A 21,573-nucleotide genomic window follows, 5' to 3' on the forward strand; every position below is an offset into this window, starting at 1 on the left:
GCCGCCAGCCTTCAGGCGATCAGGTTCATCATCGGCTTCACCGCACCTGAGTCCGGAAACACTTTCTCGCCGAGCACCGAGGCCGAAAGTCCGAACTGGTCGGCGAGCAGGCCTTTCAGCACCGCCCTCACGTCGCTGGTCGGCGCAAGGTCGCGCTGCTGGTAAAGTTGCGCGGGCTTCAGCCCCGGCCAGTCGGCGATGACGCGGCCGCCCTTGATGGCGCCTCCGGCGAGCAGCACCACGGTGCCGGTGCCGTGGTCGGTGCCGACCGTGCCGTTGACCCGCGCGGTGCGGCCGAATTCGGTGATGGTGACGATTGCCGTATCCTTCCAGCGCTCGCCGAGACCTTTTTTGAATTCCTCGAAGGCACCGTCGAGGCCGCCGAGCAGGCTGGCGAGGCGGCCGGTCGCGCCGCCTTCGTTGACATGCGTGTCCCAGCCATCGAAGGCGAGTGCCGCGACACGCGGCCCGTCATCGGCGGCGATCAGCCTGGCGGCGCCTTGCGCGGCCTGCCGCATGCCGGCGGCGCTGTCGAGGCCGCCTTTCGGCTTCATCGTCTTGGCGCCCATCTGGTCGTCAAGCGCCATGCGATCGGCGTCGAGACCTTTTTGCAGCGCGACGGCCAGAACCGGATCGCGATGCTGGTAGAGATCGAGAACGCGCGCCGCGAGGTCGCCGGCCGGCGCCGGCAGCGATTGCGGCGCCCAGCCGAGCACGGGAGCCGCGCCACGGATCACCAGCGGCGTCGACGGTCCGACGGCCAGGCCGCCGAGCGTCGCCACGCGGTCGCCCGCCGGCAGGTTCTCCAGCGCCCGATTGAGCCAGCCGGTGGCGACATGGCCGGGACCGGCAAAGCCGCTTTCCAGCACATCCTGGCCATCGAAATGCGAGCGCTCGCGATAGCCGGTCGCGGCGGCGTGCACGACAGCCGCCTGCTTGTTCTTGAACAGCCGCGCAAACACCGGCATCGCCGGATTGACCGCGAAGAAAGCATCGAGCGGCAGTGCCGCGTGCGGGCCGGTGAGCGACAGGGCGATGTCGCCATGCAGGCCGGCATAGTCGGGATCGCCGACCGGACCGACGGTCGACAGGCCGTCCAGCGCACCGCGCAGCACGATGACGATCAGGCGCGGGTCGCGGTTGTCGGCGGCACGGGCGAAGCGCGGCAGATAGGACCAGGCAAACAGCGCGCCGCCGGTCGTCAGCACGGCGCGGCGGGAAGGGTGAGGGGTTTCGCACAGCAGGCTCATGACTTCGTCTCCATGGGAGTTGTCGACGCCGGACCTATCGTTCGATCTATCGTCGCTGGAATTCGGGCGCCATCAGCAGAAGCGCCAGGCCTTGCTGTTTGGACTCGGCGCGGGCGATCGCTTGGCGTGTTTCGGGCGAGGCGGAGGGACCGATGACCGCGTCGAGCATGCCGTTGGGGTTGCCGACGTCCTTCACTTGCCAGGCGGCCTGCCATGCGATGTCGAGGCGGGTCTTCATGCCTTCCGCCGATGCCCAGCTGTCCGCCTGGTCGGAAAAGCCGTTCGGTCCCGGCGGCCGCCAGAGCGGCTCGCCCAGCGCGTTGAGCCAGTTGAGCGACTGGCCAGGGTCGTTCGTCGGACCAGGGCCGGCCGCTCGGCGGATGGCCGCGATATAGTCGAACGGCGAGCGCATCTTGGCCAATGGCGTCGACCACGCTTCCGGCATGTCGACGAGCGCCGCCGCCAGTGCCCTGAGATTGCCGTCGCTCCTGGTGAACACCTTGGCGAGGCGGGCGACCGCCGCCGACGGCGGGTCGTCGGCTATGAAATGGCGGGCAAGTTGCGTGGCGATGTGTTGCGCGGTCGCCGGATGACGGGCGATGTCATTGAGCGCGGCCTCGGCCTGGCCCATGCCGCCAGCCGGATAGGTCTTGCCGAGCAGCACCGCGTCACCCGGCTCATGCGCATTGGCGTTGAAAACGGAACTGCCGGGTTCGCCCAGCCGTCCTTCCCGTCCGGCCATCATCCAGCCGGTCAGGATGCGCGCGAAGCTGGTCACGTCGGCTTGGCTGTAGCCGCTGCCGACACCGAGCGTGTGCAGTTCCAGGATTTCGCGGGCGAGGTTCTCGTTGAGGCCGCGCTGGCGGTTCTTGCCGGCGCGGGAGTCCGGGCCGATCGACTGCTGGTTGTCGAGATAGAACAGCATGGCCGGATGCCGCTCCACCGCCATGAGCATGTCGGCGAAGCGCCCGAGCACGAAAGGCCGGATGGCCTCCCGTTCGAACGCCCCGGCGCTGGCGCGCACGATGTTGTCCTTGGCGACGGAGACGCAGAAATGGTTCGACCAGAAATAGACCAGGCGCTCGACGAAGCCGGCCTCTGCCTGCATTGCCTTGTCGAAGCGCGCCTGTGCCTCGGCCCGGAACAACATAACCTCGACAGGCGGCACAGCGGCGGGTTTGGCCGCGGCCGCGGCCGGGGCGACGGGCGGCGACATGACCGGTGCGGCGGGTGGAGGCATGACCGAAGCCGCGGCCGACGTGGCCGCTGGCGGCTGCTCCGTCGCCATCCGCTGCCGGTCCCGCTTGCGCTGGAGATTTGCCGCCATGCTGGCCTGGATGGCCGGCGTGCTCCCCTTGAGGTCGGCATAGGCGGGATCGTCGAGCGATATCATGGCGACGTCGGGCCGCCGCAGCTCCGCCTTGAGATAACCGCGAGGGTCGCCGGCCAGTCTTTCGCGATCACCCGGCCGGGCTCCAAGGCCGAAGCGATTGAAGACTATCAAAGCGGGATCTGGCAGGGCGGGATCTGGCGTCATGGGCACTTTGGTCGCGACAGCCATGTCAACGCTCCATCGTTGGATCTCACGCGAGGCGCGCGACGCCCGATCGGCTGTTTCCCCAGCGCAAACCGGGGATAGGCGGCCGGGCAGGCGGATGCCGCCCGGCCCTCCCGCGCGCTTACCAGCGGTGCCAGCGGTGCCAGTGGCGGTGCGGATGCCAGCCGTAGTAGGCCGGGCGGTGCCAATAGCGGTAGCGCGGATACACCACGACACGATTGGGAACGCAGCGCCCCCAGTGATTGGGATGCCATCCAGGCCCGCAACCCCAGGCCACGTGCTCGATCAGCGCCGGGGCGGCCGGCTGCGCCACCATCGGCATGGCGGCGGAGGTCGCGACGGTCGCGGCGGTTCCGGTGAAGGCGAGGACGGCTGCCGCCGCATACTGTGTCAGACGGTTCATGATGTTACTCCGAATGTTCTCCGAGAATGAAAACCTGTGCGTACCGATTGGTCCGGCAGGCTGCCCTTCCTCTGGTTAAACGGCCTTGCGGTCGTTTTCCGTCGGTGGTCACGGCGATTTTTTCGGCTCTGCCGTCGATGGCGGCCCGGCCCGCCTGGCCAGCCCGTCCGCGAGCACGGCGCGATCCCAGGCCGAACCCACCGTCGCGAACTCGACGATGCGCTGCTCAAGCCGTGTGCGCACGGCGATATCGGCATTGCGCGCCCTTTCCAGCGCGGCCGACAGGGCCGTCGTGTCGAGGACGGGCTGGCGCAGCAGGTCGGCTGCCTCGCGCCTGGCCTGCTGGCCATCGAGGATGACCTGGCGGGATTCGCGCCGCACGTCGCGCAGCGCCTTTCGAAACAGCACGCGCTCCTGGTGGGGAAGCCGGCTCCCGGCGGCTTCCAGCGAATAACCCTGGCCGGGCTTGCCGCTTCTTATCCAGACGGCTCCGCCCGCAAGCGCGCCGGCCAGGAAGACATTCAGCGCCACGGATGCGATCACGAGGTTGCGGCGCGTGCTCATAGGTCCTCCTCGATCGTGTCGCCATCGGACCCGGCATCGCCGAACGCCGTCGCATTGGCATCGAGCACATAGCGGTCGGGCTGAAACTCTGGCGTGACGACGCTCACCAGGGTCAATCCGGCGATGGCGCCGGCCAGGCCGATGCCGGCGAGTCCAAGACCCAGCCACCAGGCCCGTCGGCGCCGGCGCTGGACGAGCAGCCGGTCGGCCATTCGCAGGATGCCGCCGTGCAGTGCCGCGCGAGGCGCCATGACGTCATAGCTGTCGAGCAAGGCGTCGAGTTTGCCTGCCTGCCCCAATATGGCCGCGCCCATCTCGGTCCTTGCGAACGTCGCGCCGGTCGTGCGGTTGGCCTGCGGCCACCGCCGCAAGTCGCCGCCATAGGCCGCCGCCAGAGCCGCAAAGCGCTCGGCATCCACTGCCGGTTCGTTCCTGGACCCATCAGACATCAGTCTGTCCTTTGATCGCGGCTTTCTCATTCATCGACACTATCCTTGGCCAGGATCACCTGCAGCGCCCGCCGGCCGCGCGAAAGCAGGCTTTCCAGGGCATCGACGCTGATCTCCAGGATCGCGGCCGCCTCTATGTTGGACATCTCCTGATAGTAGACCAGGAGGATCGCCTCGCGCTGGCGCGGCGCGATTGCCTGCAAGGCCTGCTCGACCCGATGCGCCTCCTTGCCGGGATGGGCATCGGGAAGCGGGGCGGGATCGACAATGTCCGGCAGGTCGTCGGTCACCAGCTCGCGGCGCCGGCGCAGCCGGTCGTAACAAAGGTTTAGCGTCACCCGGTGGATCCAGCTGTCGAAGCGTGCGTTGCCGCGCCGCCAGCCCGATGCGTGACGCCAGATGCGCATAAAGGTTTCCTGCGCGACGTCCTCGGCCTCCGCCGCATCGCCGAGCATGCGCGCGGCCAGCGAAAGGATGCGCGGCAGCTTGCGCGCGACGAGCGTCCGCACCGCCGCGGGGTCGCCGGTGCCGACCCGGCGAACCAGCTCCTCGTCCGGGTCGGGGCTCATGGGTTGGCGCACACCCAATGTCCATCATGCGTCATAGCCTCTTGGTCATTGCTCCGGCTTGGGAGCGGATTTGTGGCCCGGCATCTCGTCGCCCGTCAGAATGCCGTCGCCATTCTTGTCCAGCCTGGCAAAGCGCTTGGCGAATAACGCATCGAGCTCGGCCCGGTCGATGAAGCCGTCATGGTTGGAATCAATGCGCGCGAAGGATTTGGCGGGATCGCCCTTGACGTTGCGCTTGGCCTGAAAGGCCTCCCATTCCAGCAGGCTGATCTTGCCGTCGCCGTCCGTGTCGGCGGCCATGATCGCCTTCTCTCGCCGTTTCTGGAACTTGGCCAGCGTGATGTCGGACTTGGCGGCCGACGATGTCGCGGGGGCGGTGTGGCGGCCGGTGGCTGTGTCCCTGTCTGGGCCAGAGCCGCGGTGGTCAGCAGGCTCAGGGCAGCGGCAAGGATCGAACGGCGTATCATGCTTCACGTCTCCGGTTGGCGCATTGCCATGGCCCGATGCCATGGTCATGCTTCAACCGTTAAACGTCGTGATCGCAGAAATCCGTCGGTCGCCATGCCTATCACGCCGCTTGCCGGCGGTGATGGACTTTGGCGGCCCAGGGTACGGCAGAACACCTCGTCCGGCGCATCTGAATTGCGCCGGGCCGGCCCGCCCGTTGGCGAAGGCGGGAATTACGTCGATTGGTCGGCGGCTATCAACTGATCCGATTTGAAGCCGGCATGCTGCGGGGTCCACACATCGCCGTCTTTGTTGAACCAGTGGCACAGATACATGCCGGAAGCGGCGCCGTCGCTGACCGTCATTTTCGGGCCTCCCGACCTCAGCTTGACGACGTCTCCGGTCTTGAAAGTGTTGGGCATTTGGACCTCCCATGCTGACACCCGACATTTCATACCAAAACGGGGGTCCCGACAATGGCATATGGGTCTTCTGGGCTACTGTCTTATGCGGCAACGCGGAGACATCGCTGACGCGCCATCGGGGCGAACCGGGCACCCCCCCAACAGGTCAGTCCACCTCGATCACACGCCTGGCCGGCTTCCCAGTCGGCTCCCGTCGGCGCGCAGGCGGGGCCTTGTCCGCCAATGCCTCCTGCTGCAGTCTCTGCTCCCTCAGGCGGGTTGTCTTGGCGTCCCTTGCGTGACGCTCGGCATCCAGCACCAGCCTCGCCTCGCGGTCCGCTCTTGCCAGCTTTTCCTTGTCGACACGCCTTGGCAATTCAAAACCTCCTGTCATGGAACTGTCGGCAGGAAATGTGCAACCCAAGTGTCTGTTCCAAAAAAATAGAAATGCGCGGTCCATCATTTGTTATTGAGATTTGAAAATCCCGGATTGCTCGCTTTCGCGAGTTTTCCAAGCCCGGAGCAAGTCGCGACTTGCCTCGCGGGTCTTCGGCCAGATCTGCACCGCTCCCGAGTTGTTGTCGATCGACGGGCAGATCCTTGCATCCATGGCAAACGCAAACGGCCGGGGATTCGGGCCTCTTCCGCGCGTCCAGGCAGCTTCGACCATCGGTTTGAAAAACTGGTGCCGCTTAGGTGACTCGAACACCTGACCCCATCATTACGAATGATGTGCTCTACCAACTGAGCTAAAGCGGCCCGGGAGGCCAAGGCCTCCAAGATGGGCAGGGTGATAGACTCAACCGGCCGCGAATTCAAGATGCGACTTGGCAAATCATGCAAGAGCCGCGCCCCGATCGAAACCGGCGTTCTGGCGTCCCTGCATGCCCGGAATCGCCGACATGTTCCGATTTTGTTTGCCGGAACATCGTGAAAATAGACTTTGGACGGTCTGTCGAGGCAGAATGCGGCTGCCCGCCCGTTGATTGATTGGTCGCCTGCGGCTAACCATCATGAAAGCTTGGGACAATTTGCAGAGGGATCTCGCTTGGACGCGATCGAAAAAGCGATCCGGAACGCCCTGGAAAAGGGCAATGCCGAGGACCGTGCGTTCCGCGAGAGGGTCTATCGTTCGGCCTTCGCCGCGCTCGACCGCGCGCTCCAGGCCAATCCCGGCGTGACCGTGGAAGTCGCCATCAAGCGCCGCAAGGCAATCCAGGCAAAAATCACCGAAATCGAATCCGAGTACCTGCCGGCGGTGCCCGGTGTTGCCCCGCAGATCGACGCGCCGGCGGTCGAGGCCGCGGCCGGCGCGGCGCCCGCGGTCGAGGCGGGCCCAAGGGCGTCATCGCCCGCTGTCGCCGTCGACGGTCCCGGGCAGCCCGCTTCCGACGCACCGCGCTCGCGCGTGCTGCCGGTGGTTCCCGACATCATGCCGGATGCGACCCTGCCCGGTGCGCCAGCCATCGACATGTCGGTTCCAGCCTCTTCCGGTGCCGCCACGGAAGTCGCGCCCGATCGCGATGAGCGGCGCATTCGAGGCCGGCGGCTGCCGCTGACCGCCATTTTCTTCACGGTGACGCTGCTTGCGGCGATTGGCATCGGACTGTACTTCGCCATGCAGACCGGTGTGTTCAAGACCGCCGCGCAGCTCAATACCGCGCCGCCGGAAGCGCCGCCGACCGTAGAGGACGACGATTTCACCCCGACCGATGGCGCCAACGCGCCGGCAAAGCCCGGTGCCGCGGACCAGTCGCGCGACTGGATCAATGTGTTTTCACCGACCGACCCGACGCATGTCGCCGCTCCGTCCGACGCCAAGGCCGAGGTGATGAAGGACGACAGTGGGCCGTTCCTGCGCATCCAGTCCGGCGCCTCCGGCTCGGCGATCGCCTTCGATGTCGGACAGGGCGTGCTGGAAAAACTCGCCGGCAAGCACGCCGTGTTCGACATCATCGCCCGGGCCGAGGACGGCAAGGACACGCAGATATCCGTCGACTGCAATTTTGGCGAACTCGGCGATTGCGGCCGCAAGCGTTACGCGGTCGGCCAGCAGAAGAACGAATATCTGTTCGACGTGAAGTTTCCCGACAAGCATCCGGGCTCGGCCGGAACCATCGCCATCAATTCCGATTTCGACAAGCAGGGCAAGGCGGTCGACGTCTACGAGATCCGTGTCTCGGTCGAACCCTGAACTGAATTCGTTGCGACTGACACATCGACGGTCCCTAGCGGTCGAGCAGCGCCTGCAGGGTTTCTATGCGATCGGCCTCGTTGGCCGGCTTGTCCCAGCGCAATCGTGAAATCCTGGGGAAACGCATGGCCACACCCGATTTGTGCCGGGTCGAACGGTTGAGTCCCTCGAAGGCGACTTCGAGCACCAGGCCATTGTCGCGGTCGGCGCGCACCGAGCGCACCGGTCCAAAACGCTCGACGGTGTTGTCACGGACATATTTGTCGATCTGCTTCAGCTCTTCATCGGTGAATCCGAAATAGGCCTTGCCGACCGGCACGAGTTCCTCCTCGCCCTCGGCTCCGGACCAGACGCCGAACGTGTAGTCGGAATAGAAGCTCGAGCGCTTGCCGTGGCCGCGCTGGGCATACATCAGCACGGCGTCCACCGTGTGCGGATCGCGCTTCCATTTGAACCATGGACCCTTCGGCCGTCCGGCGACATAGGGCGAATCCCAGCGCTTCAGCATCACGCCTTCGATGATCGGATGCGGCGGCGCGCGGCGCAGGTCCTCGAGCGACCGCCAATCCGTAAACGCGACGAAGGGGGAGAGATCGAAGCGGCTCGGGTCGAGCGTCCCGATGAAGGCTTCGAGCCGGCCGCGTCGCTCGCGGAAGGACAGTCCGCGCAGATCCTCCGTGCCGATCTGCAGCACGTCGTAACAGCGCATGAAGGCTGGATATTGCTGCTGCATCTTCGGCGTTACCGTCTTGCGATTCAGCCGCTGCTGCAGGTCCGAGAAGGTTCCCGTCGCTTCTCGCGGATCGCCGACAAGCAATTCGCCATCGAGCGCGGCGGAAAAATGCATGGCGTCGGCGAGGTCTGGAAAGGCCCCTGAGACATCGTCGCCGGTGCGCGAATAGAGCCGGCGGATGCCGCCTTCGGCTACCGCCTGGACGCGGATCCCGTCCCATTTCCACTCCGCCGCGTAGTCGGCGGGATCGAGCTTTTCGAGGTCGCCGTCACCGATCGGGTTCGACAGCATGACCGGGCGAAACAGCGCCAGCGCCGTGTTGCGCGGTTTTTCGGCCTTACCTTCCAGCCAGGCGAACAGCGCCGTGTAGGGCGGCGATAGCCCATGCCAGAGCTCCTCGATCTCGGCGACGTGGACCTTGCCGAAATCGGCCAGCGCCTGTTTGGCCAGCCGCGCCGAGACGCCGATACGGAGGCCGCCGGTGACCAGCTTGATGATGGCAAAGCGTGCCGAGATACCGGCACTGTCGAGCAGCCCCGTCAGCACTTTCGCTCCATCCGAGCGGCTTGCCGCCTGCAGCTTGGCAACCACCTCGCCAAGCGTCGGCTCGCGGTTGGCGATCCTGCCAGGCGCTTGCGGCCAGACCAGCGACACCGTCTCGGCGAGGTCGCCCACATAATCGTAGGAATAACCGAACAGCACCGGGTCCATGCGTTCGGTGACCAGCGTGCGCAGCATGGCCGGCTTGACCGCGGCAATCCTGAGATCCCCGGTGATGGCCGCCAGCGCCAGGCCGCGATCGGGATCCTCGACGGTGCGGAAATAGTCGATCAAAAGGGTCAGCTTGCCGTTGCGCGACGGCGTCAGCACCAGGCGGTCGAGAAGCTCGGCGAAGCGGTTCATGACCTCAATCGCCCTCATCTTCATAGCCCACCAGATGCAGCGGGCGGGCGGCGATGCCTTCCAGTTCGCACCAGCGCACCAGGGCTTCCTCGCGGCCGTGCGTGACCCAGATTTCGGCTGCGCCGGTCTCCTTGATGGTGGCGGTGAGTTCGTCCCAGTCGGCATGGTCCGAGATGATCAACGGCAGCTCGACGCCGCCTTGCTTGGCGCGCTGGCGGATGCGCATCCAGCCCGACGCGAAGCACGAGATCGGATCGGGAAAGCGCCGCGCCCAGCGGTCGGCGAAGGCCGATGGCGGGCCGACCACGATGGCGCCGGCGAAATCTTGCTTGGCCCCGCTCCCCACCGTCGCCGGCTCGAGATCACCGAGATCGATGCCCTGGCTCTGGTAATACGCGCTGAGCCTGGCCAGCGCGCCATGGATGTAGAGCGGCTTGTCGTAACCGTCGTCGCGCAACAGCCGCATCACGCGTTGCGCCTTGCCCAGCGCGTAAGCCCCGACCAGATGCGAGCGCTCCGGGAATTGCGCCGCCGATTTCAGCAGCCGGGCGATCTCTTCCGTGTCTGGCGGATGGCGAAACACCGGCAGGCCGAAAGTCGCCTCGGTGATGAAGATGTCGCAGCGGATCGGCTCGAAGGGCGCGCAGGTCGCATCCCTCTGCCGCTTGTAGTCGCCGGAGGCGACGATGCGCCTGCCCTGGTGCTCGACCGATATCTGCGCCGAACCCAGCACATGGCCGGCCGGATGAAAGCTGACATCGACGCCGTTGAGGGCAATCGTCTCGCCGAGCCTGGCTGTCTGCGTCGTCCCCGCGAAATCCTCGCCGTAGCGAAGTCCCATGATGTCGAGCGTCTGCTGTGTCGCAAGCACCGAGCCGTGGCCGGAACGCGCATGGTCGGAATGGCCGTGCGTGATCAGCGCCCGGTTCACCGGCCGCACCGGGTCGATGAAGAAATCGCCCGGCGGGCAGTAGAGGCCTTCGGGCCGGGGATGAAGCAGGTCGCTGGCGCGCATGATGCCAAGATAGGATATAATTCCGCCGCGGGAAGCCTGTTGGCCGAGACTGCTGACTCCCGGGCAAAGCCTGTCCAATTCGGTTCAGCTTCGGCATTCCTTGCTCTACAGATATGGGCGGCCGGCTCCCTGCAGGTGGAAACCATCATCATGAAACCGCTTCAGACCTCGTCGGGCGACCCGAACGCCGATCGCCGTGCGGACTATGCCGAAATGCTCGTTGCCTCCGGCGATCATGCCGCTGCCGCCGAGTTGCTGCTCGGCGGGCTGGAACTGGCGCCGCAATGGGCAATGGGCTGGTTTCGCCTGGGCGAGATGCAGGAGGCATCAGGCAGGCTCGACCTGGCGGCGCAGGCCTGGAGGACGGCGTTGAAACTGGATCCGGCCGATCGTCAGGGCGCGGCTCTCAAATTGCAGCTGATCGGCAAAGGTCCGGTCTTTATGGCGCCGCCCAGCGCCTTTGTCGAAACGCTGTTCGACCACTATGCAGAGACCTTCGAGGCGATGCTGGTCGGCAAACTCGACTACCGGCTGCCCGAGGTGCTCGACGCGGCCATCCGCAAGGCAAGGCCGGGCCGCTTCCGCCTGGCGCTCGACCTGGGTTGCGGCACTGGGCTGATGGGCGAGAAGCTGAGGCCGATCGTCGACCGGCTGGAGGGGTTCGACATCTCGGCAAGGATGCTGAAGAAGGCGCGGGCAAAAGGCATCTACGACGCGCTGACGAAAGCGGATTTGCAGGATTTTTCCTATTCGGGCGACAAGGCCGATCTGGTGACGTCAGCCGACGTGCTGATCTACATCGGCGGCCTCGAAGGTCTGGTGGGAGTGGTCGCCGGCCTGCTCGCCGACGGTGGCCTGTTTGCCTTTTCAGTCGAGAGCCTGGCGGAAGGCGGTGGCGAGTTCGCGCTGCAGCCCTCCCGGCGCTACGCCCATTCGGATGGCTATGTCGTACGGACCCTCGAGGCCAACTGCCTCTCGGTCCTCGCGCTGGAGCCGACAACCATCCGCTGGGATCGCCGCGAGCCTGTCAAAGGCCTGGCCGTCGTGGCATGGAAAGCCGGTCCCCTGTGAGGGCAACTCTTTGCGCTGCTGCGAAAAAGTCCGATTTGCGTGCGCGACTGATATTTGCGATCTGGTCGCATCAGGGCGGTATATCAGGAGGAGCACTTCGATGCGCTGGAACGTGATGATTTTGGCGTCTTGCCTCGTAACCACCGGCTGCGTGGGCAATTCAGCGTCCGAGCGGCAGGACGCCAACGTCGAGTCCTCGCTGCAATATGACAGCGTGCCATGCGATCAGTTGCTGGCGCGGCGCAACGGATTGGCGCAGCAATATAGTCTCCCCACGACCGCCAAGCCGACTTTTTCCAATCCTGCCATGGGTTTTGGCCCGTTCACGCCCGACATGCGTTCCAAGGCTCAACGCGACAGCGACAAGGCGTCAGGCGAAATCGATGCCATGAACCGGTCGATCGATCGCCGCGACTGCGGCAAACCGGACAAGCAGAAGAAGTTCGCGCTGCCTGGCTGATGCGTGTTGCCCAAATGAAGCTCTCGGAGTTCGGCGACCGCATCTGTATCCTGGGCCCGTCGAACAGCGGCAAGTCGACGCTTGCCGACGCGATCGCGCGCAAGCGTGGCCTGACACCCATTCATCTTGATCTGCTCTTTCACCTGCCCAACACGGATTGGCTGCAGCGTCCGAGGGACGAATTCATTGCCTTGCATGACGCAGCGATCGCCGGCGAACGGTGGGTGATGGACGGAAATTACTCGGTTTGCATGCCGCAACGCTTCCAGCGCGCGACCGGATTGATCCTGCTGGACATTTCCACCCCGGCAAGTCTGCTGCGCTATTTCAGGCGTACCTTGTTCGAGAAGGAAAGACGCGGAGCCTTGGAAGGTGGGCGCGACAGCATCAAATGGGACATGATCCACCACATTGCCGTGACCACGCCGAAAACCGCTCAAGATACCGGGTGACGTTCGAGCAGGTCAACCTGCCGAAGCTGCAACTGTCGTCCGCCAATGCGATCAAGAAATGTTTTCAGGACTGGGATTTGGCCAGGTGACGAGGACGTCTGGCTAGAGCAATTCCAGGAAAAGTGCGTAGCGGTTTTCCGTCCGGAATTGCGTAAAACAAAGAATTAGAGCGGGTCGGCGATTCCATAAAACGCTGAACCGCTCTAGTATCCTGCCTTGCGGTCCACCAGATTGTCGAGCCTTTCGCCGCGTTCGAAAGCGTCCATCTGGCGCAGCATGAGCGGCGCCAGATGGGCTGGATCGGAAGTCGCCGCGGCATGCGGCGTCACGAACACCTTCGGGTGGTTCCACAACGGGCTGGTCTTCGGCAGTGGTTCCACCTCGAACACGTCGAGGCTCGCCTCCTTCAGCGTGCCGTCATCCAGCGCGCGCACGATGTCGGCGTCCTTCTGCAGGCGGCCGCGTCCGGCATTGATCAGCACCGAGCCGCCGAGGCCGTTGCGTTTCCTCAATTCCTTCAGCACGCCGTAGTTGATGATGCCTTGCGTGTCCGGCGTCAGCGGCAGAAGCACGACCAGAATGTCGGTGGCGTTGAGGAATGGGATCAGCCCGGCTTCGCCGCCATACGTCGCCACCCCTTCCATTGGCCGGTCCGTGCGCGACCAGCCATTGACCGCAAAGCCCAGCGACAGCAGCGCCGAGGCTGCCGCGCGGCCGAGACTGCCAAGTCCCATGATGCCGACGGAAATGTCACCGGCCGGCCTCTGCTGTGGCTCGTGCCAGATCTTCTTTGGCTGCTGCGACCGGTAGAGCAGGCCCTGGCGATGGTGATCGAGCACCCGCCAGACGACGTACTCGGTCATGTACTGGGTGAGGTTGTCGGCGACGACCTTGACGATCGGCACGTCGGGCAGGCCGGGATCGGCGAAGATATGGTCGACGCCGGCGCCGATCGAGAAGATGGCGCGCAGATTGGGCAGCGACGACATCAAATTGGGCTTCTGCTTCCACACCACCGCATAGGTGATCGAGGGATCCTTGGGGCCGTCCGGTTCCAGCACCACCTCGCGCTCGGCCGACAGCAGGTCGCGCCAGCGCTGCGGATGAAAGCCGGTGACGGCAAGCAGGATGCGGCCTTTTTCCATCGCGGTTCGTTCAGTCCTTCCTTGTGCGGATCACTCGCTGACCACGCCAGTCGGCGCCGTCTCGATCTTGAAGGCGGCCGAGATCAGCGCCCGAGTATAGTCGGTTTGCGGATTTCCAAAAATTTGTTCGGAAGGGCCGGCTTCGACGATCTGGCCGTTGCGCATGACGATGACGTCGTTGGCCAGCGCCCGGATGACCTTGAGGTCGTGGCTGATGAAAAGATAGGCGAGGTCGTGCTTGGCCTGCAAATTGCGCAGGAGATCGACGACCTGTGCCTGCACGCTCATGTCGAGCGCCGATGTCGGCTCGTCCAGCATGACGAAGCGCGGGTTGAGCACCATGGCGCGGGCGATGGCGACACGTTGGCGCTGGCCGCCGGAAAACTCGTGCGGATAGCGGTTGCGGGTCGCCGGATCGAGCCCGACTTCCTTCAGCACGGCGGCCACCTTGTCGTCGCGCTCGTCGGGCGACAGCTTCGGCTCGTGGATCTTCAGGCCTTCCTCGATGATCTCGGCGATCGACATGCGCGGGCTGAGCGAGCCGAACGGATCCTGGAAGACGATCTGCAATTCGCGCCTGAGCGGTCGCATCGCGTTGAAGGTGAGCTGGTTGATGTCGCGGCCGTTGAACTGGATCGTCCCGGTCGACGAGATCATGCGCGCCAGCGCCAGGCCGAGCGTCGTCTTGCCCGAACCGGATTCGCCGACCACGCCCAGCGTCTGGCCGGCGCGCACGGTGACGTCGATGCCGTCGACCGCCTTCACATGATCGATCGTGCGCCGGAAGAACCCCTGCTTGATCGGAAACCACACCTTGATGTCCTTGCCGGTCATGACAGGCTTGGCGTCGGCATTGGCGGCCGGCGGCTTGCCTTTCGGCTCGGCGGCCAGAAGATGGCGCGTATAGGGGTGCTGCGGGTTGGCGAAGATGTCCTTGGTCGGTCCGGTCTCGACGATCTTGCCCTTGGTCATCACGCAGACCCGGTCGGCGATCTTGCGCACGATGCCGAGGTCATGGGTGATGAACAGCATCGACATGCCCTTGCGGCTTTTGAGGCCCGCGAGCAGTTCGAGGATCTGTGCCTGCACCGTGACGTCGAGCGCGGTCGTCGGCTCGTCCGCGATCAACAGTTCCGGCTCGTTGGCGAGCGCCATGGCGATCATGACGCGCTGGCGCTGGCCGCCGGACAGCTGATGCGGATAGGCGTCCAGACGCTTCTGCGGATCGCGGATACCGACCTCGTTGAGCAGGGCCAGCGTGCGCGCCTTGGCCGGACGGTCGCCCATGCCTTGATGCAGCTTCAGGATTTCGACGATCTGGTGCTCGATCGTGTGCAACGGATTGAGCGAGGTCATCGGCTCCTGGAAGATCATGGTGATCTTGTTGCCGCGCACCTGGCGCAATTGCTTCTCGCTCATGGCGAGCAGGTCGGCACCCTGAAACAGGATCTTGCCTGAGGGGTGGCTGGCGCTGGGATAGGGCAGCAGCTTCAGCACCGACAGCGCCGAGACCGATTTGCCGGAGCCGGATTCGCCGACCAGCGCCACCGTCTCGCCCCTGGCGATGTCGAACGAAATGTGGTCGACGGCGACTGACTGGCCGCCGCCCTGGCTGAAGGCGACGCTGAGGTCCTGCACGCTGAGCAAGGGAGCATCGCTCATTTGAACGTCTTGCGCGGATCGAAGGCGTCGCGCGTCGCCTCGCCGACAAATACCAGCAGCGACAGCATCAGCGAGATGACGACGAAGCCGGAAATGCCGAGCCAAGGCGCGTTGAGATTGCGCTGCGCCTGCTTGAGCAGTTCACCGAGCGAGGCGGAGCCGGGCGGCAGGCCGAAGCCGAGATAGTCTAGCGAGGTCAGCGTCGAGATCGAGCCGCTCAGCAAAAAGGGCAGGAAGGTCAATGTCGCCACCATGGCGTTGGGCAGCAGATGCCGGAACATGATGGTGCGGTTGGGCACGCCGAGCGCGCGCGCCGCGTTGACATATTCGAAGTTGCGGGCGCGCAGGAACTCCGCCCGCACCACCCCGACCAGCGCCACCCAGGAAAACAGCAGCATCAGGCCGAGCAGGATGAAGAAGCCCGGCGGCAGGATGGCGGCGACGATGAGCAGCAGATAGAGCACGGGAATGGCCGACCAGATCTCGATGAAGCGCTGGAACAGGAGATCGGTCCAGCCGCCGAAATAGCCCTGCAAGGCACCGGCGCCGACGCCGATCAGCGCCGAACCCGCGGTCAGGATCAGGCCGAACAGCACCGAAATGCGGAAGCCGTAAATGACGCGCGCCAGCACGTCGCGCGCCTGGTCGTCGGTGCCGAACCAGTTCCAGTTGCCGACATTGCAGGCCGGGTCATCGGCTCCTCGTGGATATTGGTTGCAGCGCGTCTTGGCGTCATATTCCCATGATGGCTTGGCCGGCGCTGCTTCCGGAATGGCGTTATTGACGGTCTGGTAGGAATAGCGGATCGGCGGCCAGATCATCCAGCCATGGGCGTTGATCTCGTCCTGGATAACCGGGTCGCGGTAATCGGTGACGGCATAGAAGCCGCCGAATTTTTCCTCGGGGTAAGCGACCATCACCGGGAAAAGGATCTCGCCCTTGTAGGAAGCGATGATCGGCTTGTCGTTGGCGATCAATTCGGCAAACAGCGACAGCACGAACAGGACGAGGAAAATCCACAGCGACCAGTAGCCGCGCCGGTTGGCTTTGAAATTCTGCAGGCGGCGCTTGTTGAGCGGCGACAGGAACGGCCGTGGGAGCCGCTCCGGCAAGACACCGGCGGTTACGCTTGCCTCCGACATCAGATGTCTCTCCGCTCGAAATCGATGCGCGGATCGACCCAGGTGTACATCAGGTCGGACAGGAGCCCGACGAACAGGCCAAGCAGCGAGAAGATATAAAGGTTGGCGAACACCACCGGATAGTCGCGCTCGACCACGGACCGGAAGCCGAGCAGGCCGAGCCCGTCGAGCGAAAAGATGTTCTCGATCAGCAGCGATCCCGTGAAGAAGGCCGAGATGAAGGCACCCGGGAAGCCGGCGATGACGATCAGCATGGCGTTGCGGAAAACGTGCCCATAAAGCACCTGCCGTTCCGACAGGCCCTTGGCGCGCGCCGTCACCACATACTGCTTGCGGATTTCCTCCAGGAAGGAGTTCTTGGTCAAAAGCGTGGTCGTTGCGAAGGCCGACAACACCAGCGCCGTCAGCGGCAGCGTCATGTGCCAAAAATAATCGACGATCTTGGCCGGCCACGACAATTGGTCCCAATTGTCCGAGACGATGCCGCGCAACGGGAACCAGTCCCAGAACGAGCCGCCGGCGAACAGCACCATCAAAAGGATGCCGAACAGGAAGCCTGGAATGGCATAGCCGACGATGACGACGCCACTGGTCCAGACGTCGAAGGGCGTGCCGTCCTTCACCGCCTTGCGAATGCCGAGCGGTATCGAGATCAGATAGGACAACAAGGTGATCCAGAGCCCGATCGAAATCGATACGGGCATCTTTTCCAGGATCAGGTCGAGCACCGAGATATCGCGGAAATAGCTGTTGCCGAAATCGAACCTGGCATAATTCCACAGCATCATGCCGAAGCGCTCGAGCGGCGGCTTGTCGAAACCGAACTGCTTCTCCAGCTTCTTGATGAATTCCGGATCGAGGCCCTGGGCGCCGCGATATTTCGAGCTGACATCGCCGGCGACATCGAAATTGGAGCCGCCTGCATCGCCGCCACCACCGCCGAGGCGGTCGCTGCCGCCCTGGTTGGTCAGTTTGGCGATGACCTGCTCGACCGGCCCGCCAGGCGCGAACTGGATAACGGCGAACGATATCGCCATGATGCCGAACAGGGTCGGGATCATCAAAAGGATGCGGCGCAGTATATAGGCGCCCATCAGGTGTTATCCTCCTCGAGGAGAGCCACCGCGCCTTGCGGCACCCGCAAGGCAATCGCTCCGGGCCAAATGTCGACGCGGGCGCCGCCCCTCATTGTCCTGCCGGACATTTCTCCCCGTATAGTGACGGGGAGAAAGGGGCTGGCCGCAGTCTCGGCGTTCTTAATGCGACTCTCGTAGTTGGCGAAACCGTTGGTGAGAGCGCCCCTCGCCCCGTCGCTATACGGGGAGAGGATGCCGGCAGGCAGGTGAGGGGCAGCGCCAACACCCCCAAGGAATTCAGCCTTTGCCAATTTTTGCCGCCTTGCCTTTATCGAACCACCACAGCGTCTCGACCGGAAAGCCGTAATCGGGCTTTTGCTCGGGAAAGCCGAACATGTCCCAATAGGCAACGCGATGATTCGCCAGGAACCAACTAGGAATCCAATCGCATCGCGCACGCAAGACCCGGTCGAGCGCCCGCATCGCCACGGTCAGGTTTTCACGGTCCTTTGCCGCGCCCACGGCATTGATCAGCGTGTCGACAGCGGGATCGGAGATACCCGGCAAGTTGCGGGAGCCGGAGACGCCGGCGGTGCTCGAATGGAAGAAGACTTCGAGATCATCCCGAGTCGGCGTCGCGCTGAATGAAAAGGCAGCAGACAAGAGGTCGAAGTCGAAATTCGCCTGCCTGGACTGGTATTGCGCCGAATCCACCAACCGTATCGTGGCGTCGATGCCGATCGCCTTCATGTTGGCGACCCAAGGCGAATAGACCTGGACGAAGGTGTCGTCATCGACCATGAACTCGGCTGAAAGCCGGCCCCCCTTGTCGTTAACGACAAAGTCGCCTGATCGCTTCCACCCAGCGGCGGACAGAAGCTTTGCCGCTTGGCCAAGCAGCTTGCGGTCGCGACCGGAGCCGTCGGATGCGGGCTGGGTCACTGCCTCGCCGAAGACCTCTGCCGGCAACTGGCTTCGCAGCGGCTCCAGCAGAGCCAGTTCTTGCGGCGACGGTGTCCCTTCGGCGCGAAAGTCCGATTTCTCGAAGCAGGATTGCGAACGCTCGTACGAGCCGTAGAAGAAGTTGCGGCGCGTCCACTCGAAATCGAAACATAGCGCGAGCGCCCGCCTCACCCTAGGGTCGCGAAACTGCTCTCGCCGCTGATTGACCGCGGTGGCCTGCATCGAGGGTCGCTTTTCGGCCGGGAATTCATGCTTGGCCACTTTGCCCGCGGTCATTGCAGGGAAGTCATAGGCGGTGGCCCAAACGCGTGACACGAATTCCTCGCGATAAGTGATCTCACCTTTCTTGAAGGCTTCGAATCCGGCGTTGCGGTTCTGGTAGAACTCGATGCGGATACGATCGAAATTGTTCTGTCCGCGATTGAACGTGAGGTCACGACCCCAATAGTCCGCCACCCGATCGTACTCGATCCATGCGCCGGCCGAGAAACGCCCGACCTTGTAGGCGCCGGACCCGAGCGGCGGGTTCAATTGCGAGGAATCGAAGGGATTTGCCGTGTAGAAGGCCTTGGACAGGATCGGGAATTCCACCACGTTGAGCACGGTCCGGGCGGATTGCTTGCCGGAAAAAGTAAGCCGCAGTGTGCGGTCATCGACGGCAACGGCATCGGTCATGTGCGTCAGCGACAGCGATAGGTCGGGATGGCCCTTCTCCTTGTAGAGCTTGAAGGTGAAGGCAGCATCCTGCGCCGTCAGCGGCGTGCCGTCATGGAAACGCGCCTCGGGTCGAAGCGAGAAGGTGAAGCCATTGCGGTCGTCGGAGAGCGTCACGCCATCCGCGATCTGGCCATATACCGCGTCGGGTTCATCGAGCGCCCGCACCATCAGCGCGTCGAAACACATCTCCATGCGTGGCGGCGCATCGCCCTTGTTGGCGAAGGAGTTCAGCGTGTTGAAAGTCTGCGTATCCTGGTTGTAACCCCAATTCGGCGGCGAGAAATTGAAGATGCCGCCCTTGGGCGCATCGACTTTGACATAGTCGAAATGCGGGAAATCAGGCTTGTATTTGAGGTCGCCGAAGGCGGAAAGGCCGTGCAGCTTGGTGCCGGTCGCAACGTTTGCAAAGGCTTTGCCCGGCATCAGCGCTGCTGCAGCGGCAGCGCCACCCAAAGCCAGGAAATCGCGGCGGGGAAGAACCGCCATCAATTGCCGCCTCTGTATTTGGTCGCCAGCGCCTTTTCCTTGTCCAGGTCGATCCACCAGGAATCCGTGTCGACGCCGCGATAAGCGGGCTGCTTGTCGGGTATGCCGAACTTGTTCCAATAAGCCAGCCAGACCGCGGCGCGGTGGTATTGCGGAACGACGTAGAAATTCCACAGCAGCACGCGGTCGAGCGCATGAGTGGCGGCAACGAGGTCGTCACGGTCGGTGGCGAAGATGATGCGGTCGACCAGCGCATCGACGATCGGGTCCTTGATGCCCATCAGATTGCGTGAACCTGGCGTATCGGCGGCTCTCGAGCCCCAGAACTCGCGTTGCTCGTTGCCCGGCGAACCCGACTGTGGGAGAATCCCCGTCACTACATCGAAATCGAAATTGGTGACCCGATTAATGTACTGGGTCTGATCGATGATGCGCAGCGTGGCATCGACGCCGATCTTGCGCAAATTGGCGATGTAGGGGCTGGCGATGACCTGGTCGGTATCGTTCCAGCCGAGGATCTCGAATTTGAACGGCGCGCCGGTCTTGGCGTTGACCATTTTGCCGCCCTTGATCACCCAGCCGGCCTTGGCGAAAAGCTCGACGGCCTGCTTCAGGTATTTCCGTTCCGCTTGCGGCGAATCGTAGACCGGCAGCTTGAATTCCTGGGTGAACAGTTCAGGCGGCAGCTTGTCGCGGTATTTATCAAGGATTTCCAGCTCCTTGCCTTGCGGCAGGCCGCTGGATGCGAGTTCGGTGCCTTGGAAATAGCTCGACGTGCGGGTGTTGTAGCCGAAGAACAGCGTGCGGTTCATAGTCTCGAAGTCGAATGGGATGGTCAGCGCCTCGCGCACGAGACGATTCTGGAACAACGGCCGACGCTGGTTCAGGGCGAAGCCCTGCATCGGTTCCGGCGAATGGGTCTTGAATTCCTTTTTGATGACGTCGCCAGCCTTGATCGCCGGAAAATCATAAGCCGTCGCCCATTTCCGCGAACTGAATTCCTGATTGATGTCCTCGAACCCACCCTTGGTGAAGGCCTGCCAGGCGGCATTGTCGTCGAGGATATAAGTGAACCTTTGGCGGTCGAAATTGTTGCGTCCCACATTGATGCCGAGACCGGCCGCCCAGAAATCGGGAACCCGTCGCCAGACAATTTCCGAGCCCGGTTTGAAGCTCTCGATCTTGTATGGGCCAGAGCCGAGCGGGATCTCGAGGCTCGGCTGGGTAATATCACGCTTTTTGCCGTTGGCGTCGGTGCCCTCCCACCAGTGTTTCGGCAGCACCACCACATCAGCCATGATCAGCGGCAGCTCACGATTGCCTTTCTGGTCAAAACGGAATTCGACTTCCCGATCCGAAACGGCGACAGCTTCGGTGACATTGGCGAAATAGCGATTGAATTGCGGGCTTTCCTTTTTCAGGAAATTGAATGACCAGGTCACGTCATCGACGGTGATCGGCTGGCCGTCGTGCCATTTGGCACGGGGGTCGAGCCGATAAGTGGCGGACGAGAAATCAGCCGGGTACTTGTACGCCTCGGCGATCTCGGGGTGATTGACGCTGTCCTCGTCGATGGATTTCGCCATCAGTGACTGGTAGAGCAGCCCGCCCTGATAGTTCAATCCAGCGGCGGGCGTGCCACGTGCGATGAACGGATTGAAGCTGTCGAACGTGCCCAGTACCACCGAATTCAGCGTGCCGCCCTTGGGCGCGTCCGGGTTGACGTAATCATAGTGCTGGAAATTGCTGCCGTATTTGGACTCGCCGATCAGCGATGATGTCGTGCGCCACTCGTCGGCATGGGTCGTCTGCAATGCCGATACCAGGAGGGCTGCCGCCAGCAACGACTTGAGAAGCGTTCGGCCAACCGTCATGCACTGTCCTCTTCGCGATGCGTGCCAGATCATCAG

Annotated in this window: 21 protein-coding genes and 1 tRNA gene; 4 read left to right on the forward strand and 18 right to left on the reverse strand. The window is 63.6% G+C overall.

Annotation, left to right across the window (positions count from 1 at the left end):
- Nucleotides 1-11: 11 nt before the first annotated feature.
- The 10 genes from FJ936_RS02510 to FJ936_RS02555 form a co-directional block, all read right to left on the reverse strand.
- A complete protein-coding gene (locus FJ936_RS02510) occupies nt 12-1,250 on the reverse strand; it encodes a DUF1501 domain-containing protein (RefSeq protein WP_140787056.1) in 1,239 nt (412 codons plus the stop codon).
- 46 nt (nt 1,251-1,296) lie between these two features.
- Complete coding sequence (locus FJ936_RS02515; protein WP_141906082.1) at nt 1,297-2,811, reverse strand: DUF1800 family protein; 1,515 nt, start codon at nt 2,809-2,811, stop codon at nt 1,297-1,299.
- A gap of 118 nt (nt 2,812-2,929) precedes the next feature.
- Nucleotides 2,930-3,211 (reverse strand): hypothetical protein, encoded by a 282-nt coding sequence (locus FJ936_RS02520; RefSeq protein ID WP_140787061.1) that lies wholly within the window; start codon nt 3,209-3,211, stop codon nt 2,930-2,932.
- A 108-nt stretch (nt 3,212-3,319) separates the two neighbouring features.
- Nucleotides 3,320-3,775, reverse strand: a complete 456-nt coding sequence (locus tag FJ936_RS02525) for a periplasmic heavy metal sensor (protein WP_140787063.1) — start codon at nt 3,773-3,775, stop codon at nt 3,320-3,322.
- Entirely contained in the window at nt 3,772-4,224 is a 453-nt protein-coding gene (locus FJ936_RS02530) for a hypothetical protein (protein WP_140787065.1), read from the reverse strand. The genes FJ936_RS02525 and FJ936_RS02530 overlap by 4 nt, the downstream gene beginning before the upstream one ends.
- A 26-nt stretch (nt 4,225-4,250) precedes the next feature.
- Nucleotides 4,251-4,793, reverse strand: coding sequence for an RNA polymerase sigma factor (locus FJ936_RS02535; protein WP_140714101.1), 543 nt, complete (start codon nt 4,791-4,793; stop codon nt 4,251-4,253).
- A 45-nt stretch (nt 4,794-4,838) separates the two neighbouring features.
- The gene (locus tag FJ936_RS02540; protein ID WP_246680393.1) at nt 4,839-5,309 is read right to left on the reverse strand and encodes an acid-shock protein; all 471 of its coding nucleotides are present in this window, start codon (nt 5,307-5,309) and stop codon (nt 4,839-4,841) included.
- A 164-nt stretch (nt 5,310-5,473) separates the two neighbouring features.
- Nucleotides 5,474-5,662: a DUF2158 domain-containing protein gene (locus tag FJ936_RS02545; protein ID WP_015314066.1), complete on the reverse strand. Its 189-nt coding sequence runs from the start codon at nt 5,660-5,662 to the stop codon at nt 5,474-5,476.
- Between the two features lie 148 nt (nt 5,663-5,810).
- Complete coding sequence (locus tag FJ936_RS02550) at nt 5,811-6,020, reverse strand: hypothetical protein (RefSeq protein WP_015314065.1); 210 nt, start codon at nt 6,018-6,020, stop codon at nt 5,811-5,813.
- A gap of 307 nt (nt 6,021-6,327) precedes the next feature.
- Nucleotides 6,328-6,403, reverse strand: a tRNA-Thr gene (locus FJ936_RS02555).
- 289 nt (nt 6,404-6,692) lie between these two features.
- Here FJ936_RS02555 and FJ936_RS02560 point away from each other — a divergent pair.
- Entirely contained in the window at nt 6,693-7,838 is a 1,146-nt protein-coding gene (locus tag FJ936_RS02560; RefSeq protein WP_140787070.1) for a hypothetical protein, read from the forward strand.
- A gap of 34 nt (nt 7,839-7,872) precedes the next feature.
- On the opposite strand, the gene FJ936_RS02565 is transcribed toward FJ936_RS02560, so the two are convergent.
- On the reverse strand, nt 7,873-9,474 hold the full coding sequence (locus FJ936_RS02565; protein WP_140787268.1) for a cisplatin damage response ATP-dependent DNA ligase: 1,602 nt from the start codon (nt 9,472-9,474) through the stop codon (nt 7,873-7,875).
- A gap of 4 nt (nt 9,475-9,478) precedes the next feature.
- Nucleotides 9,479-10,489, reverse strand: coding sequence for a ligase-associated DNA damage response exonuclease (locus FJ936_RS02570; RefSeq protein ID WP_140787073.1), 1,011 nt, complete (start codon nt 10,487-10,489; stop codon nt 9,479-9,481).
- Between the two features lie 150 nt (nt 10,490-10,639).
- Between FJ936_RS02570 and FJ936_RS02575 the strand changes: the two genes are divergently transcribed.
- From FJ936_RS02575 to FJ936_RS02585, 3 genes are all read left to right on the forward strand, one after another.
- A complete protein-coding gene (locus tag FJ936_RS02575) occupies nt 10,640-11,560 on the forward strand; it encodes a methyltransferase domain-containing protein (RefSeq protein ID WP_140787075.1) in 921 nt (306 codons plus the stop codon).
- A 100-nt stretch (nt 11,561-11,660) separates the two neighbouring features.
- Nucleotides 11,661-12,020: a hypothetical protein gene (locus FJ936_RS02580; protein WP_140787077.1), complete on the forward strand. Its 360-nt coding sequence runs from the start codon at nt 11,661-11,663 to the stop codon at nt 12,018-12,020.
- Nucleotides 12,020-12,472 (forward strand): AAA family ATPase, encoded by a 453-nt coding sequence (locus FJ936_RS02585; protein ID WP_246680394.1) that lies wholly within the window; start codon nt 12,020-12,022, stop codon nt 12,470-12,472. The genes FJ936_RS02580 and FJ936_RS02585 overlap by 1 nt, the downstream gene beginning before the upstream one ends.
- 203 nt (nt 12,473-12,675) lie before the next feature.
- Here the strand turns inward: FJ936_RS02585 and FJ936_RS02590 are convergent, their stop codons facing one another.
- From FJ936_RS02590 to FJ936_RS02620, 6 genes are all read right to left on the reverse strand, one after another.
- Nucleotides 12,676-13,617, reverse strand: coding sequence for a glyoxylate/hydroxypyruvate reductase A (locus FJ936_RS02590; RefSeq protein WP_140787079.1), 942 nt, complete (start codon nt 13,615-13,617; stop codon nt 12,676-12,678).
- A 30-nt stretch (nt 13,618-13,647) separates the two neighbouring features.
- On the reverse strand, nt 13,648-15,279 hold the full coding sequence (locus FJ936_RS02595; protein ID WP_015314057.1) for an ABC transporter ATP-binding protein: 1,632 nt from the start codon (nt 15,277-15,279) through the stop codon (nt 13,648-13,650).
- Nucleotides 15,276-16,421: an ABC transporter permease gene (locus tag FJ936_RS02600; RefSeq protein ID WP_140787081.1), complete on the reverse strand. Its 1,146-nt coding sequence runs from the start codon at nt 16,419-16,421 to the stop codon at nt 15,276-15,278. The genes FJ936_RS02595 and FJ936_RS02600 overlap by 4 nt, the downstream gene beginning before the upstream one ends.
- A complete protein-coding gene (locus FJ936_RS02605; RefSeq protein ID WP_015314055.1) occupies nt 16,421-17,515 on the reverse strand; it encodes a microcin C ABC transporter permease YejB in 1,095 nt (364 codons plus the stop codon). The genes FJ936_RS02600 and FJ936_RS02605 overlap by 1 nt, the downstream gene beginning before the upstream one ends.
- 279 nt (nt 17,516-17,794) lie before the next feature.
- Complete coding sequence (locus tag FJ936_RS02615; protein WP_140787083.1) at nt 17,795-19,663, reverse strand: extracellular solute-binding protein; 1,869 nt, start codon at nt 19,661-19,663, stop codon at nt 17,795-17,797.
- Entirely contained in the window at nt 19,663-21,537 is a 1,875-nt protein-coding gene (locus tag FJ936_RS02620) for an extracellular solute-binding protein (RefSeq protein ID WP_140787085.1), read from the reverse strand. Before FJ936_RS02620 ends, FJ936_RS02615 begins: the two co-directional genes overlap by 1 nt.
- Between the last annotated feature and the right edge of the window lie 36 nt (nt 21,538-21,573).

Source organism: Mesorhizobium sp. B2-4-13 (assembly GCF_006658535.1).
In the GTDB taxonomy this organism is placed as follows: domain Bacteria; phylum Pseudomonadota; class Alphaproteobacteria; order Rhizobiales; family Rhizobiaceae; genus Mesorhizobium; species Mesorhizobium australicum.